General features: G+C 38.7%; 20 protein-coding genes. 18 read left to right on the plus strand and 2 right to left on the minus strand.

What is annotated here, in order from left to right; all coding sequences use genetic code 11:
- The 3 genes from A9G48_RS01625 to lysC form a co-directional block, all read left to right on the plus strand.
- Positions 1–331, plus strand: a 331-nt coding sequence (locus A9G48_RS01625) for a lysozyme (RefSeq protein WP_141672934.1), incomplete at its 5' end; no start/stop codon positions are given.
- Positions 332–398: 67 nt separating this feature from the next.
- Positions 399–767, plus strand: coding sequence for a DUF2570 domain-containing protein (locus A9G48_RS01630; protein ID WP_065575701.1), 369 nt, complete (start codon positions 399–401; stop codon positions 765–767).
- Entirely contained in the window at positions 664–894 is a 231-nt protein-coding gene (gene lysC, locus A9G48_RS12090) for an Rz1-like lysis system protein LysC (protein ID WP_442903330.1), read from the plus strand. Before A9G48_RS01630 ends, lysC begins: the two co-directional genes overlap by 104 nt.
- Before the next feature lie 220 nt (positions 895–1,114).
- On the opposite strand, the gene A9G48_RS01635 is transcribed toward lysC, so the two are convergent.
- Together A9G48_RS01635 and A9G48_RS01640 are read right to left on the minus strand one after the other, a co-directional pair.
- Positions 1,115–1,414, minus strand: coding sequence for an Aca2/YdiL-like domain-containing protein (locus A9G48_RS01635; protein ID WP_065575702.1), 300 nt, complete (start codon positions 1,412–1,414; stop codon positions 1,115–1,117).
- Entirely contained in the window at positions 1,401–1,637 is a 237-nt protein-coding gene (locus tag A9G48_RS01640; protein ID WP_065575703.1) for a hypothetical protein, read from the minus strand. Before A9G48_RS01640 ends, A9G48_RS01635 begins: the two co-directional genes overlap by 14 nt.
- Positions 1,638–1,781: 144 nt before the next feature.
- Between A9G48_RS01640 and A9G48_RS01645 the strand changes: the two genes are divergently transcribed.
- From A9G48_RS01645 to A9G48_RS01710, 15 genes are all read left to right on the plus strand, one after another.
- The gene (locus A9G48_RS01645; RefSeq protein ID WP_065575704.1) at positions 1,782–2,600 is read left to right on the plus strand and encodes a DNA adenine methylase; all 819 of its coding nucleotides are present in this window, start codon (positions 1,782–1,784) and stop codon (positions 2,598–2,600) included.
- A gap of 15 nt (positions 2,601–2,615) precedes the next feature.
- Positions 2,616–3,011 (plus strand): DNA-packaging protein, encoded by a 396-nt coding sequence (locus tag A9G48_RS01650; RefSeq protein WP_065575705.1) that lies wholly within the window; start codon positions 2,616–2,618, stop codon positions 3,009–3,011.
- Positions 3,012–3,016: 5 nt separating this feature from the next.
- Positions 3,017–4,243, plus strand: a complete 1,227-nt coding sequence (locus A9G48_RS01655; protein WP_065575706.1) for a PBSX family phage terminase large subunit — start codon at positions 3,017–3,019, stop codon at positions 4,241–4,243.
- Positions 4,240–5,508 carry a phage portal protein gene (locus A9G48_RS01660; protein ID WP_065575707.1) on the plus strand — a complete coding sequence of 423 codons (1,269 nt, stop codon included), beginning with the start codon at positions 4,240–4,242 and terminating at the stop codon, positions 5,506–5,508. Before A9G48_RS01655 ends, A9G48_RS01660 begins: the two co-directional genes overlap by 4 nt.
- A complete protein-coding gene (locus A9G48_RS01665; protein ID WP_065575708.1) occupies positions 5,465–6,304 on the plus strand; it encodes a phage head morphogenesis protein in 840 nt (279 codons plus the stop codon). Before A9G48_RS01660 ends, A9G48_RS01665 begins: the two co-directional genes overlap by 44 nt.
- 61 nt (positions 6,305–6,365) lie before the next feature.
- Positions 6,366–7,505 carry a DUF2213 domain-containing protein gene (locus A9G48_RS01670; protein WP_065575709.1) on the plus strand — a complete coding sequence of 380 codons (1,140 nt, stop codon included), beginning with the start codon at positions 6,366–6,368 and terminating at the stop codon, positions 7,503–7,505.
- 1 nt (position 7,506) lies between these two features.
- The gene (locus A9G48_RS01675) at positions 7,507–8,007 is read left to right on the plus strand and encodes a structural cement protein Gp24 (RefSeq protein WP_065569038.1); all 501 of its coding nucleotides are present in this window, start codon (positions 7,507–7,509) and stop codon (positions 8,005–8,007) included.
- Entirely contained in the window at positions 8,007–8,963 is a 957-nt protein-coding gene (locus tag A9G48_RS01680; RefSeq protein WP_065575710.1) for a major capsid family protein, read from the plus strand. The genes A9G48_RS01675 and A9G48_RS01680 overlap by 1 nt, the downstream gene beginning before the upstream one ends.
- A 15-nt stretch (positions 8,964–8,978) precedes the next feature.
- Positions 8,979–9,356 (plus strand): DUF4054 domain-containing protein, encoded by a 378-nt coding sequence (locus tag A9G48_RS01685; RefSeq protein WP_065575711.1) that lies wholly within the window; start codon positions 8,979–8,981, stop codon positions 9,354–9,356.
- Positions 9,353–9,820, plus strand: a complete 468-nt coding sequence (locus A9G48_RS01690; RefSeq protein ID WP_065575712.1) for a hypothetical protein — start codon at positions 9,353–9,355, stop codon at positions 9,818–9,820. Before A9G48_RS01685 ends, A9G48_RS01690 begins: the two co-directional genes overlap by 4 nt.
- A complete protein-coding gene (locus tag A9G48_RS11315; protein WP_141672936.1) occupies positions 9,810–10,136 on the plus strand; it encodes a hypothetical protein in 327 nt (108 codons plus the stop codon). The genes A9G48_RS01690 and A9G48_RS11315 overlap by 11 nt, the downstream gene beginning before the upstream one ends.
- Entirely contained in the window at positions 10,123–10,554 is a 432-nt protein-coding gene (locus A9G48_RS01695; RefSeq protein WP_141670339.1) for a phage neck terminator protein, read from the plus strand. The genes A9G48_RS11315 and A9G48_RS01695 overlap by 14 nt, the downstream gene beginning before the upstream one ends.
- A 2-nt stretch (positions 10,555–10,556) precedes the next feature.
- Positions 10,557–12,068: a DUF3383 domain-containing protein gene (locus A9G48_RS01700; protein ID WP_065575713.1), complete on the plus strand. Its 1,512-nt coding sequence runs from the start codon at positions 10,557–10,559 to the stop codon at positions 12,066–12,068.
- An 8-nt stretch (positions 12,069–12,076) separates the two neighbouring features.
- The gene (locus tag A9G48_RS01705; protein WP_065569045.1) at positions 12,077–12,508 is read left to right on the plus strand and encodes a phage protein; all 432 of its coding nucleotides are present in this window, start codon (positions 12,077–12,079) and stop codon (positions 12,506–12,508) included.
- A complete protein-coding gene (locus A9G48_RS01710; RefSeq protein WP_065575714.1) occupies positions 12,508–12,924 on the plus strand; it encodes a phage tail assembly chaperone in 417 nt (138 codons plus the stop codon). The genes A9G48_RS01705 and A9G48_RS01710 overlap by 1 nt, the downstream gene beginning before the upstream one ends.
- Positions 12,925–12,991: the final 67 nt, after the last annotated feature.

A 12,991-nucleotide genomic window follows, 5' to 3' on the forward strand; every position in this document is an offset into this window, starting at 1 on the left:
TCAGCAAAAAGCTTACACAGACGAGGAAATAGCGGAGCGTTGGGTTGGTGATATCAAAACTGCGGAGCGGTGTGTCAATCGCTACGCTAATGGTTTTCATTTGCCTCAACCTGTTTTTGATGCTGTGACGTCGATTACGTTTAATTGCGGTTGTTCAAACATGAAGAAATCAACGATGTATAAACATCTGAACAACGGTGATTATAAAGCAGCTTGTAATGAGTTTCCGAAATGGAATAAAGCAGGCGGTAAAGTACTGAATGGCTTAGTAATCAGGCGAGAAAAGGAGAAAGCGTTATGTCTATCTTATGCTTCATCATTGCTTCAATAATGGCTGTTAATGATGTCAACGGTTGGGGTTGGTTTTTATTTGTGTCGTTATTATTGAGTGATTCATCATGTTCAAATTGTCTAAAGTAAATATAGCGAACACGGCATTAATCATTATCGGCTTTGTCTTTGCTGTCCATTTCGGTTACAACAATTATCAAGAGAAGAAACAGCTACAAAAAGATAAAGCTGAACTGTTCGGAAAAATCGAACAGTTAGAGCAGAATATCGCTAAAAACAATCAAATCATAGCTGATAACGAGCAAAGTAAGCGTGAGTTAGAAAATAAATCTATCGAAAGGCAGGAGCAAATCAATGAGCAACTCAAAAATAATGACTGTGCTAATCAGTTTGTGCCCGTGTCTGTTTCTAACGGCTTGTACAACAGAGCGAAAGGTTTACGTCAACCGACCGATACCAGCCAATCTATTAAGTGATTGTCTGCCGAATTTACCACCTCAAAAAATGACGTTTGGCGATAGTCTCAGATATAACGAGCATTTGCTAAATGTTATTGAGAAGTGTAATGCGGATAAACAAGCTATAAGAGAGATTAGTAAATAACTATTCAATTTTACCGCATAAACTATAAAAATTCTCGGGCAGTTATAAAAAATAACTGCATATTTAATCAAACCGCTTAATTGCGGTTTTTTTATATCTGAAATTTGCCATCACACGGCAATTAACAAAATTAACAACAACAGCCTTTTTATCAAGCATTATCCAAAATGACTAATCTACCGTTCAATAATCATGTTGGCGGCTGCCATTTTTGAATTGTTTATGATTTAGCTATTAATTCTGCGCTCACTGATGAAATTAATATTTTTGTTAGTTCTTGCTCGTTGCGCTCCGCTGTAACGTTTATATTTACAACTTCACCGGCAGACAGCTTTTTAAGAATCTCTTTTCTTTCTTGCTTTAATTTATTTATTTTTTCAACAACATCTTTATGTATTGTGACAGTGCCTTTTTCGTACCTTTGCCAAGTTCTAGCTGATACGCCTGCTATTAAATTTGCTGCGTCTACAATATCAAGAAAGAAGAAGCGCCGAAGCGCTTTTAATTCAGTGTGATTCATAAATTTCTCCAGTTGGATATAGGTTTGTATATTTACCAATCAAGACCAATTCTGCCAGGTTGTACGGTGATACTTTAACGTTAATGACATCATCATCAATTTGTAAATGTTGTAAAACAACTCGTTTAGCAGTGATTTTAATAACTCGATATTTGCAGATTAGATCCGCATTACTGTGGCAGTGAGCTTGGAAAACTTGATTTAATTTAACTTGATTGATCATTTTTATGTCCCCTTTAGGATTGATTCGAACCAGTTCCGAATCTATGTAAGTATTATGTCGCGTTTACGACATAAAGTCAATGTTTTTTTAATTTATTTTTAAAAAATCTCTTTCTGAGAGGTTAATTATTTATAGGATTTTGATTTGAAGAAATACAATAAAGCCCCACTACCTTTTCAGGGGCAAAAACGAAACTTTATAAAACTATTTAATGAACAAATAAAAAAATTATGTGGTGACGGATCAGGCTGGACAATAGTTGATGTATTCGGCGGTTCAGGGCTGTTATCTCACAATGCTAAATATGCCTGCAGAAACGCAAGGGTAATATATAACGATTATGATAACTACACGGAACGACTTGCTAACATCGGCAAAACAGAGGAAATCAGAAAAGATTTATTGTCATTAGTGTCTGGGTATAAGATAAAAGAAAAGATAGAAGGGAATACAAAATTGAGAATAATTAATTACTTGTATTCTCAAAAAACGTATCTGGATTTTGTCTCTCTGACAAGTTACTTGACATTTTCAGGTGCTAATGTGGCGCATTCTATGGCTGATTTAGAGAGAAGTTCGCTATATAACAGGGTAACAGTAACGCCGCTCAATTGCGATGGCTACCTAGAGGGTGTTGAAACTACACATTTATCGTTTATTGAATTGATGCAGACAGAATTCACTGGCAATGTGTTATATTTGCTAGATCCACCCTACATCAACACCCGGCAAGGGTACCGCAAAGGCACCTATTTTGGGCTATTAGATCAATTAAAGTTATTTGAACTAATGAAACCACCCTTTATGTATTTCACTAGCGATAAAAGTGAAATCGTTGAAATGGTTAATAATGATAATTGCACATTCAGCGATATATTTAATGGATGTGAAATATTTGAAACTAAAAACCAAGTCGCCAGATTATCATCATATAAAGATTTTTTAATCATAAGAAATTGCTGATTTATAGGGAGGCGCATGAAAAACACAGAAAAGAAAAAAGTGGGTCGCCCAAGTGAACTAGCTGAATGCTTAATTAAGGCTAAAGAATACTTGCTTGGGGACTATGAAACATTTGGGGATGTAGTGCCAAGTGTTGCAGGTCTTGCTTGTTATCTTGGTAAGCACAAGTCATCAATGTATGAGTATGCAAAACAAAACAAAGAGTTTTCCGACACGCTAGAAGCAATTAAAACGTTACAAGAGAATAAGCTAATAAATGGTGGGCTAACTAGCTCATTCAATCCAACAATCACTAAGCTAATGCTATCTAACCACGGTTATAGCGAAAAACAAGAAATCGATCACCAGTCATCAGATGGCTCGATGTCACCAAAACCAACACGAATAGAGTTAGTCACACCGAAAGAGTAATCACTATGACAACAGCACAAATACAGTTACCTAAAAAATTGATATCTGTGTTTGTGGCTGAAAATGTCAGGTATCGAGGAGCGTACGGCGGTCGAGGTAGTGCTAAAACTCGTTCATTTGCATTAATGACGGCAATTAAAGGCTATCAATTTGCTGAAGCGGGAGTAAGCGGTGTAATACTGTGCGCCCGTGAGTTTATGAACTCGCTAGCTGATTCAAGCATGGAAGAAGTAAAGCAAGCCATTCGCTCAGTTGACTGGCTAGCTGATTACTACGATATTGGACAAAACTATATCAGGACCAAAAACGGATTAGTTAGCTATGTGTTTTGTGGTTTACGTCATAATCTCGACAGTATTAAATCAAAAGCACGCATATTACTATGTTGGGTTGACGAAGCGGAAAACGTATCAGAAATCGCATGGCGCAAGTTAACCCCTACGGTTCGTGAGACTAACTCCGAAATTTGGGTTACATGGAACCCCGAAACAGAGGGAAGCCCGACAGATGTAAGATTCAGACAAAACCCGCCTGATAATGCAATCATCGTTGAGATGAATTATAACGATAATCCATTTTTCCCTGATGTATTAGAGCAAGAGCGATTAAATGATCTAACCAGACTAGATTACGCATCATACGCTTGGATTTGGGAAGGAGCATATCTCGAAAATTCAGATAAACAAGTTTTGAGTGGTCGATATGTCGTTGAAGAATTTGATGACAATCTACATAAACAAGCAGAGCGTTTATTATTTGGTGCAGATTTCGGCTTTGCTAATGACCCGAACACATTAATCCGCTCATTTATTTTGAACGATTGTCTGTACATCGAATATGAAGCGTACGGCGTTAATATCGAACTCGACGAGATGGGTTCTTTTTACGATTCAGTGCCAGAGTCAAGAAGATGGACGATTAAAGCGGACTGTTCAAGACCAGAGACTATCAGTCACATCAAGCGCAAGAGCTTCAATATCTCAGCAGCGAAAAAATGGCAGGGCAGCGTCGAGGACGGTATCGCATATCTGCGAGGGTTTAAAAAAATTATTATTCATCCCCGATGTAAACACACCGCAACTGAAGCGCGGCTATATAGCTATAAAACCGATAGGATGACGGGTGAGGTGCTGCCAATCATTGAGGATAAAAACAATCATTGCTGGGATGCCATCCGATACTCATTAGATGGTTACATTAAAAATAAATTATCAATTTTGGATGTATTATGACACAAGCAAATTATATTACTGATTCAGTAGAGAGCCTGTATACATCGCTGGGTAATAAAAACGATTCTGTTAGATATTCAAGTAAAAAAATATCTGACCGACAGCTGTTAAATATGTATAGCAGCTCTTGGTTAACTGGTAAATACATCGATAAAACAGCGGATGATATGCTCAAATTACCAAGGGTTTTTAGCGGTGATTATGATGAAAATCTGTTAAAACTCGTTATCGAAAAAGAAAATCGATTAAAGCTAAACGAGATAAAAGAAAAATTTTTGGCGTTTGGCTCATTGCTTGGTGATGCGTTAATTGTCGCCATTACTGATGCTGATGATATGTCACAACCATTATCAGCTATTGAGGATATTCAACGCTTTATTGTGTTGACTAAAGGTGAGTTTAATCCTGACAGCAATATTGATGATGATTTGAAATCAGCGAATTTCGGTAAACCGATTCACTACACAATTGGAAAAAATAATAAGGTTCATCATTCACGCTGTCACAGATTAAAGCTAGGTAAATCAAAACTGACAGATAGAAATCAATTCGGCATATCTGACTTGCAAAACAAATACAATGCTATCCGCTTATTTGATACAACAATTACATGTATTGGCGATATTATTCAAGATAGTAATGTTGATGTTTTATTCATTCCTGACTTGATAGCAAAAGTGGCTCAAGGTAAGGAAGATGATATTAGAAAGTTCATCAATCTAATTAATCATACTAAATCTTCAATGAATGCTATTGCGCTTGATGCGGGTAATAGTGAAGCGCAAGGTCGTTGGGAGCAAAAAACAGCAACATACGGCGGTTTGTCTGATGTCTTAACAAAACTCATTACTGTTACCGCAGGTGCGCTAGATAGACCGATTACCGTGTTATTTGGACTATCTGCGAGCGGATTTTCGACTGGTGAAGAAGACTTAGAATCGTACCACGGTACAATCAATGCACTACAAGAAAGCCGATTGCGACCTGCTCAAGAATTTATCGATAAATTCATTCTCGATAAAATGATGCCAAATCACGGACTAACGTTTGAATATCCGTCAATCAAAGTTGTCAATGCAGACAAGGAAGCCGCCAGATTTGGTCAATTTGCTAGCGCTTTTTCTGCTTTGGTTACTGCTAATATTATTCCTGATAAAGTGGCACAAACCGAGTTAATCGCGCGTAAACTCCTAATCAATACGACCGAGGAGGATTTGAACGATGGAGATTTATTCTCTACTGAAGAATTCGCTACAGGGGCGTGATAGGTTTTTGCCGCCCACAACGCCCAGCAAGCGCGCCGAAGTTTATTATCGTGATGCGCTAGCTGATTTTATTCGAGCGATGATAAACCGAATTACCGATGCGCTGAGTAAAAAGAACCTGGTTGACGCTGTCGCAATTAGTGATGATGATTACATTAACTCTTTAATCGAGGTGCTAGCGTCAATTGCTGGCGAGCGCATTGAGGAACGGGCTAAATTACTGGCCACTCGATTCGTGAGTAAAGTTCACTATCAGAACAAGACACAATTTACTCGAAATTTTAAAAATGCTTTTGATGTTGACCTCTCAAGCATTATCGAAAAAGAAATTTTGGGCGATACGTTAGCAGTAGCTATTCAGCAAAATGTCGAGCTAATAACATCAATCAAAAATGACTTTATTAATGACATTGGTTCAAATGTTTTCACAAACTACAAAAAGGGCTTCAGACATGGCGAGCTAATCAATGAAATTCGTGCAAGAGGCAATGTCTCGTACTCTCGTGCAAAACTCATTGCAAGAGACCAAACAGCCAAAATCAACGCCGATTTTGAAGAAGAGCGCAACAAAAAGCTAGGTTTTGATGTCTACAAGTGGAAAGGCGCAGGCGACGCACGGGAACGTGAATCGCATTTAGTTTTAAATAACATGTTATGCAAGTATTCAGACCCAACAGTCTATTCAGATGATGAGGGTAAAACATGGAAAAAGCGTAAGTCAATTGGTGGGTATATCGGCAAATGTGGCGAAGACTTTCAGTGCCGATGTTTAGCTATTCCGTATATTAAATTCTAATCAAAATTAATCATTCAATGCTCTAACTGAGTAGGATTATTTACGTCTAAAAGAGGGTTTTATGGCTTGGGAAATAACACCGCAGGGCTACCTAAAAACAACCGCAAGAATTACAAAAGGTACTGTTTTGCAGTACTACGGGCATGAAATTGGATTAACTGATAGCAGAGCGAATAGGCTTGTTGATGTTAACAGAACAATTGATGAACTCAGCAAACCCGACACGCTTAAATCAATTGACGGTATGCCGATCACAATTACACACCCAGACAAAAAATCGGTTGATGCTACTGACTGGAAAAATAAAACAGTTGGTCATGTTCAAAATCCAAGAGCAGAAGGTAATTACATTGTATGCGATGCGTATATTCAAGATGCGTCAGCAATTGAGTTACTCAAAAACAAGGATATTCGTGAATTATCTGTTGGTTATGAACCTGCTGATATTCAAGAGGTTAGCGGTAAGTTTTATCACAAAAATATCAAGATCAATCATGTCGCTATCGTTGCCGAAGGTCGCGCTGGCTCAGATTGCAGATTAAACGATAGTAAACCAAAAATAGGAGCAAATTTAATGCCTAAAAAAAATAAATTACTCGCATTAATCGATTCGTTTCGTAAACGTCTAAATGATGCGGAAGGGGAGTTGTCAAAAGAGGAAATCAATAAAATGATTGATGAACTCACAAAACAACTGGAAGAAGTTCAAGGTAAAGAAGATGAAGAATCAAAAGCCAAGGCTGATGAACTTCAAAAACAAATCGATGAGCTAAAAGCAAAACTTGAAGCTTTGAACGATGAAGAACCAACAGCAGGCGAAGATGATAAGAACGCCCGAATTGCTGCGTTAACGGCAGAGCTTGAACAGGTTAAAAAAGAGCGTGATGAACAAAAGGCGCGCGTTGAAGAACTGGAAGCTGAAAAAGACAAGGCTAGCGTGATGAATGATGCTAAGGCACGATTCCCGAAAGTGAAGCTAGACGATGCTAAAAGTGGTCGTGATGTTCGTGTTGGCGTGTTAGTTGATCACGGCATTTACACAAAAGAGCAAGCGGCAAAATTAACTGATACAGAAATTAGAGCCGCTTATGCAGGTTTAGCAGCTACCAGCGCAAAGAAAAACAAGGTTGTTTCAAGTTTGCTTAATGACAGCAAAGAAGCACCTGCAAAATCAGCAAGCAAACGATTAGGAGGCAAATAATATGGGTTACAGTTTTACAAGTTGGGATTCAGAACAGGGGACAATGCAACCCGGTTCTATTTACCGTGTATCTAGCTCGGACAGTAAAGTCTGGGGCGAAGAAAATTTAACGGGTAAAGATTTATTGTGCGGTACATTCGTGGCAGTAAATGCTGAGGGTGGTATCAAGGCAATCGGTTCGACTGATGATTTAATTCACGGGATTGTCGTCCGAGATATTTACGGTGACAAACATCCGAATAATCGCCAGATCAATATTGGACACTTTTCTCACGGTGATTCAGTTGTTGCGCTAGCAGTAAATGATATCGAGTTAAAACGTGGTGAGCGTGTTTATATCGTGCCTACAGGTGACGATGCAGGAAAAATTACAAATGTTGCCGCAGGTAATATTGATTTAGGTTATTGGGTTGAACGTGTCAGCAATGGTAATCACTGCGCAGCAATTACATTAGGTTATGCGCAATCGGTTAAGGTTGCAACAAGAGGAGCTAAAGCATAATGGCATATGAAAATGTAGATTATAGTGACGTTATCACAGAACAACTGTTAGAGCGTGATAAACAGTTACAAGAAAAAGAACTACCAGAAATCAATATCGGTCAAGCTGTACCCGTTACCGAGGGACTGGACTTTGCAATCGAAGAATGGGAGTACGGTGTTACTGAAGTTCGTGGGTCTGTTAAAAACGGCGTGATTGGTATTAAAACCACATCACTTGAAACAATTGACAGCACCATTGAGGCGAAAAAATCACCAGTAGTTCAATGGGCTAAAGGTCTTGTGTACACTCAACAAGAAATTGAGAAAGCGCAAAAATTAGGTATTAATTTACCTGCCAAGAAACAGAATGATTTGTACGCTAATGCCGTGGCGACAATTCAATATGCTGGATATGTTGGTCACGAACAAAAAACAGGGCAAGAGGGTTTATTAACTGGCTTACAGGTTGACGTGCATAATGACACGTCAGGCAAAACATTAGCCGATATGTCATCTGAGGAATTTGTTAAAATGATTCTCAGCGCATACGATAAAGTGTGGTCACGCTCAAACTACACAATCCAACCAACACATATAGCGATGGACGCTGCCGATTTTATGACAGCTATGCAAAAGTTCGATCCGAACCCTCAAATTGTAGGTACTGATTTACTACCAATTGCGGCAATGGATCGCGTAATGGCTGCGTTACGTAAAGCATCACAAAATGAGAGCTTTAATATCAACTTCGTTAAAGTGCCTGCTCAATATGCTAAACAGATAAATAAAAATAAATCTCGATTAGCTATTTATTCTCATGACGAAGACTATCTTGAAATGAAAGTGCACATGCCAGAAATCTTAGAAGTGATGAGAAAGGATTTACTCTCATATCAAAGCGGCTATCGTTCGGCGTTCACCGGTGTGATGTGGAAAGAGCCTAAATCTGCGCAGTATGTAGATTATAAATCCTAAAAATAAGGGGTATTTATGAACTTTCGCAATGAATACCCCGAATTTTCAAAAGTCGATGATAGTACAATCAAGCATTTTTTAGAAAGCAGTGCGCTTGTAGTGAATGAAAAAGTATGGGGTAAGCTATACAACCCTGGCTTGTTTGCTTACACGGCACACAGATTAGCTATCAAAGGCTTTTTAAATCGGGATTTAGACGATAACGTTATTTTCAATAATGGCGAAAACTTTAAATCAGTATCGAGCAAGTCCGCAGACGGTTTATCAATCGGTTACACATCGCAAAACACATCATCAGGCAATCCCAGCGACTACGACTTAACTTCAACTTCATACGGTCAAGAATATCTACGCTTGCGTCGTTTAATAACTCCAATCGGAGTTATCGGATGAGTGAATTAGAAATCGTAAAACAACTAAAAGAAGCTATGAAGCGAGCTGAGCGACTAAACCGTATTCAATTAGTTGTCGGTATTCCGAGTAATGAAAACTCACGAAAAGGATCGACTGGTATAACCAATGCTGAGCTCGGTGTTATTCATGAATTCGGAGCGCCAGAAAAAGGTATTCCAGAACGTTCTTTTATGCGGTCCACAGCGTCAGAAGAAGCTGAAAACGTGGGAAGACTTGGTAAATCTCGTGTTGCTGAGTTTTTAAAAGGTAAAAAATCTGCGCATGATGCTTTAGCTGAAGTGGGTGCTTATTTGCAAGTTAAAATCGTTGAGAAAATAACTGATGGCGATTTTGTGGTAAATAAAGAAGAAACAGCAAAGCGCAAGAAATCAAGCAAACCGCTTATAGACACGGGACAACTTCGAGCATCAATAACTTATGAGATAAGAGAAAATGAATCGTGAATTAATATCGCATTTTTTAAGAGATCCGTTTTTTGCTACTAAAGTTAATTTTGAATCGGCGGGGGATATTATCTGCATAATTCAACCTGCTAGCAATGATGATTTGCAAATATTGCCCGAGGGAGATAGATACAACCCTACAGTTCGTATTTTTTCGCGTACACGGCTAACTAACGGAATGTTATTTCAACATCATAATATGCGATTCCGCATTATTTCAGAATCAATATGGAGTGATTATGGCTATTACGACTGTCTCGCGACTCGATATGACGGAAGTCAAGCGCATGATAGCGGAGGTTTTGACGTTACCTGAGGAGCTAGTATTTGATGCTAACAATATGCAGGATGTTTCAAATCTAGATAAATTTATCACAGTATTAAATGCGTATCAGTCAGATATTGGTACTGAGGTTAAATTTAATGGTACAGATGAAGAGGAGATAGCGTCAACTCTCAGAGAGGTTACTATCTCAATCAATGCTTACGGTAACAATTCGTACGATATGCTGTGTAAACTCACTGAATCAATGCGATTAACAGCGGTTTGGCAGCGATTGAGACGCTTAGGTATGGGGTATCTAAAATGCTCACAAATTCGAAGTCTGCCGACAGCTATCGCAGGCGGTAAAGAGCAGCGTGCGCAGGTCGATCTTACATTTTCAATTAATCCAATCGTCAAGGCTCAAGTAGACCGTGGCGATACAGTAAAATTTAATTTAGAGAAGGGGTAATAATGAGTTTACCAATTAGTCAAATTGTAGATGTTACTCTACAACAATCGCCGAGAGGTGCACAAAAACGTGATTTGAGTGTTGTTGCTATTTTCACAAGTGAGATGTGCGACGAATTTACAAATCCAGACACTCGCTACGTCGTTGTTTCAGATGTTAACAGTGTAGCGTCATTGTTTGGCACTAATTCAGATGCCTACCGTGCGGCTTCTGCGTTATTTTCAGCACGACCAAAACCAAAAACCGCGTTAATTGCTAGATATATGAAAGAAAATTTCACATCATCAGTAATTAGTTCAAAAATTAACGGTTCAGCGTTAGCAGTTTCATATATTCAATTTAAAAATATTACGGACGGTTATCTGTCATTCTATTTTGGTGATGCAAAAATCGATGTTAAAGAGCTAGATTTTTCTACTGTTTCAGGCATGCAAGATGTAGCAAATATCGTTAATGCAAAACTAGCTGATATTGGTGTTAATTTTGTTTATGACGCTGTAGGTAGTCGATTCATCCTATCAGCAAATACCGAGGGTAAAGGCGCTAATTTTGGTTATGTATTTGATGCGCAATTAGATGGTACTTATGTCGGTAGCATGACTAATCTGATTGATGGAAGAAGCGCGCTAATTAACGGTGAAGATGCGATCACCTACAATAAAGAAACACCAGCCGAAGCACTTAGTAAATTACAAAATCAATACCAAAACTGGTACGGCGTTTATTTTGCTAACACAATTACTGATGCTGAATTAGTTGAAGCTCATGACTGGATTGTCGCTCAGGGCGTCGAAAATGCTAAAGTCATGGCGTACACAGAAACCCGACCTGCTAACATTGAATATACTGATAATAACGTGCTTAAAACGCTATCAAAGCGTAATAGCGGTCGTCTAATGGTTCAGTATAACAATAAGGGGAATACGCATGCTGCCGCTGAGTTAATGGGTATTGCATTGACAACCGTTTGGACGGGGGTAAACACGGCTAAAACCGTTAAATTCAAACAGGAGGTTAGCGTCACATCAGACGATAGAATTACTATCAACGAGGCAACAAAATGCCGACGCCTAGGTATTAACTTTTATACCGACTATGCGGGTGTAAACATGTTAGCTGAGGGTGTTATGATCGGTGGTACGTTTATTGATGAAACAACAGGGTTAGATGCGTTTATTAATGCCGTGCAGGTTCAGGCGTTCAATACGTTACAGGGTCAACCAACCAAAATTCCACAAACTGATCGCGGTCAGCAAATTCTAATCAGCTCGATAAAAGTTATCGGTGAACAATTCATTAATAATGGATTCTTGGGGCTGGGTAAATGGACATTGGGCGATCTTGGCGAACTATCGTACGGCGATCAAATTAACGGTTACTATTTCTATTCTGATTCATTCGATATGCAAGATACAGCAGATAGAGAAGCTCGCAAAATGATGCCAATTAATTGCGCACTTAAACTTGCTGGCGCAGGTCATAGTGTCGATATCATTGTTCAATTCAACCGATAGGATTTTATATGTCTAAATCATTTTCTTTAGAAGATGCCGTTTTAACAATAGACGGCACGGAAATTACTGGCTACGAGAATGCGCAGGATGCTATCAGTATCGCACCGATCGGCGATGACGGCGATATTACTTACGGCATTAATGGTAAAGGCGTTTTTGTTCATTCATGCAATCGTGGCGCAACTGTTACTATTAAAACGTTACAGCATTCTGAAACTAATCAAAAATTAAATCAGTTACGTAATGCTCAAATTAATAACCCGACTACAGCGACGGGTAAATTAATTACTTATAAGGATTTACGCAACGGTGATGAGTTTTTACTAACAGGTTGTTGGTTTACAACACCACCAACACACGCACGAGGCACAGCTCACAACGGCGTAACGTGGACATTTAAAGCAACTAAAGCAGAGTTTGATATTAAAGGCGGTTTATAATGCAAAGCGCAGATTTTACTATTGATGATGTAGTTTATACATTCACACAAGCAGATTTTTTCAAATCAAATAAATATTTAAAAAAATTAACAGCCCTGCTTCAGGGTTGTTTTTCATTCGAGGGCAACAAATCAGGCTTTGATATCGGTCAACTTGCCTCAAATATCGGCTCTGAACAATTCGCTGAAATAGAAAAATTCATTCTTGATTATGTCACTGCGGTAGATGAAAACGGTAAAAAAGTACTGTTTCAAAAACCACAAGAAGCCGGTGAATTTTTTAACACTCATCGAAGCCATTACTATCAAGTGATTATTGAGGGGCTGAAATTCCATTTTTTGGGTTTTTTACCAAGTGGCATATTGTCCAATCTAAGTACTCTCAGCTTGGAGGAGATAGCTCAGAAAGCGATGTAGATTGGTTTGTGTGGGGCGTTATCGTAAATAAATACGCAACGCTCCACGAACTCAGAACCGTCTATTC

Origin of the sequence: Gilliamella sp. wkB18 (genome assembly GCF_001690875.1) — a bacterium.
GTDB lineage: Bacteria > Pseudomonadota > Gammaproteobacteria > Enterobacterales > Orbaceae > Gilliamella > Gilliamella apicola_A.

What these genes read in the sequence shown, in the direction of transcription:
- A9G48_RS01630 (WP_065575701.1), top strand. Translation starts at nt 399, where the DNA reads ATGTTCAAATTGTCTAAAGTAAATATAGCGAACACGGCATTAATCATT.
- A9G48_RS11315 (WP_141672936.1), top strand. Translation starts at nt 9,810, where the DNA reads ATGAATCGTGAATTAATATCGCATTTTTTAAGAGATCCGTTTTTTGCT.
- lysC (WP_442903330.1), top strand. Translation starts at nt 664, where the DNA reads ATGACTGTGCTAATCAGTTTGTGCCCGTGTCTGTTTCTAACGGCTTGT.
- A9G48_RS01650 (WP_065575705.1), top strand. Translation starts at nt 2,616, where the DNA reads ATGAAAAACACAGAAAAGAAAAAAGTGGGTCGCCCAAGTGAACTAGCT.
- A9G48_RS01640 (WP_065575703.1), bottom strand. Translation starts at nt 1,637, where the DNA reads ATGATCAATCAAGTTAAATTAAATCAAGTTTTCCAAGCTCACTGCCAC.
- A9G48_RS01685 (WP_065575711.1), top strand. Translation starts at nt 8,979, where the DNA reads ATGAACTTTCGCAATGAATACCCCGAATTTTCAAAAGTCGATGATAGT.
- A9G48_RS01655 (WP_065575706.1), top strand. Translation starts at nt 3,017, where the DNA reads ATGACAACAGCACAAATACAGTTACCTAAAAAATTGATATCTGTGTTT.
- A9G48_RS01710 (WP_065575714.1), top strand. Translation starts at nt 12,508, where the DNA reads ATGCAAAGCGCAGATTTTACTATTGATGATGTAGTTTATACATTCACA.
- A9G48_RS01690 (WP_065575712.1), top strand. Translation starts at nt 9,353, where the DNA reads ATGAGTGAATTAGAAATCGTAAAACAACTAAAAGAAGCTATGAAGCGA.
- A9G48_RS01680 (WP_065575710.1), top strand. Translation starts at nt 8,007, where the DNA reads ATGGCATATGAAAATGTAGATTATAGTGACGTTATCACAGAACAACTG.
- A9G48_RS01700 (WP_065575713.1), top strand. Translation starts at nt 10,557, where the DNA reads ATGAGTTTACCAATTAGTCAAATTGTAGATGTTACTCTACAACAATCG.
- A9G48_RS01705 (WP_065569045.1), top strand. Translation starts at nt 12,077, where the DNA reads ATGTCTAAATCATTTTCTTTAGAAGATGCCGTTTTAACAATAGACGGC.
- A9G48_RS01670 (WP_065575709.1), top strand. Translation starts at nt 6,366, where the DNA reads ATGGCTTGGGAAATAACACCGCAGGGCTACCTAAAAACAACCGCAAGA.
- A9G48_RS01660 (WP_065575707.1), top strand. Translation starts at nt 4,240, where the DNA reads ATGACACAAGCAAATTATATTACTGATTCAGTAGAGAGCCTGTATACA.
- A9G48_RS01635 (WP_065575702.1), bottom strand. Translation starts at nt 1,414, where the DNA reads ATGAATCACACTGAATTAAAAGCGCTTCGGCGCTTCTTCTTTCTTGAT.
- A9G48_RS01675 (WP_065569038.1), top strand. Translation starts at nt 7,507, where the DNA reads ATGGGTTACAGTTTTACAAGTTGGGATTCAGAACAGGGGACAATGCAA.
- A9G48_RS01665 (WP_065575708.1), top strand. Translation starts at nt 5,465, where the DNA reads ATGGAGATTTATTCTCTACTGAAGAATTCGCTACAGGGGCGTGATAGG.